This is a genomic window from Endozoicomonas sp. SESOKO3 (genome assembly GCF_024606255.1).
In genome coordinates, this window is the sequence record NZ_JAHHPR010000414.1 from 1 (window position 1) to 1,170 (window position 1,170).

The window sequence follows — 1,170 nt, forward strand, 5'->3', positions numbered from 1 at the left end:
CACCCAGAGTGTAAGAGTAAGGAATACTTTCTGCATGGGAGAATGACCATTTAGGCACATTTTTTTTGAAGTATTTCTCCCAGCCATTGCTGTACATTTTCATGGTTCGGTCACGCCGTTCACGAAACTGAAGATAGTTCTCGTTTCGCATCCAGCCGTACATTACGTTCTTTACTTTAACACGGCAAGCATACTTTTCATCCGTTTCATTGTAGCGTTGAGGCTTGGCAATGGCAGTGCGTTTAACATAGTCAGTTTTCGTTTCACCCAGGCCTCTCCAGCGATTAAGTTTGTCAAGACTTCGGCCCAGAGGTCCTCCCAGCCAGTCAGTTAGTATCTTGTTGTCGTTCATGAAAAAGTCGAAAGTGAGGCTTGTTGTAAGAGCTAATCCGAATGTTTGCACGTAGGTAAACCCGGATAAAAGACCGTGGGCGTATGCTCCGGCAGTGGCTACCGGACCCAGTACGATGCCGGCTGTGGCAGAGACCAGAATTTTCACTTTTTCCGGTGTGATCCTGTGCACCAGCGGTATCTGAATTCCTTGTCCGGATCCCATGGATTTAACCATTTCGGGGACCAGACGGTAAATGGTGCGGTACCTATGGGAGTTGGCGTTGTACTGTCTGGTGAACAGCGCAGAGCCGGTTTTCATTAGAATAACCGAGGAAGCAGCCTTACCTAATGGCATTGCCAGAGCGCCCACTTCAGAGATTTCTTCAATTCTGCTGTGATAGGCATATTGGCGGGTTCGGTCAAGATCAACTCTATAGCGTTCCATCCAGTGTTCGAAAGGTATGAGCATCCTGTGCATGTAATCGCCCCTGTTGGTCAGATCCAGAAAATAGAGGAGCTGCATGTTTGAGAGGAATAGCCTGACAGCTTCCGGGGCGGTATGGGTCACCATTAAAGGTTTGTAGCTGGAGTAGTACCCGGTTAGGGCTTGTACCATGAAGGCTGAAGGCTTGATCCAGTAATCGTTTAGCTGTAGCTCAGCAGCAACGGTATGAGCCAGCATCAATGTGCTATCGATAGCCTTGAACAGGTCTGATTCAGACATGCCGGTAGCATGAGCATAAGGTGTCAGGGTATCCTGAACCTTGACCATGAATGCTGCTGTCTTGCGGCCGTTTTCAAAGGCAATATCGTCAAGAACGTAGTTGGCGATGACCG

At 48.5% G+C, this 1,170-nt stretch carries 1 protein-coding gene; it reads right to left on the reverse strand.

The window, feature by feature from the left end; translation table 11 throughout:
- Window positions 1-1,170: hypothetical protein (locus KDK18_RS07160; RefSeq protein WP_257254195.1), on the reverse strand; the 1,170-nt coding region annotated here is incomplete at both ends.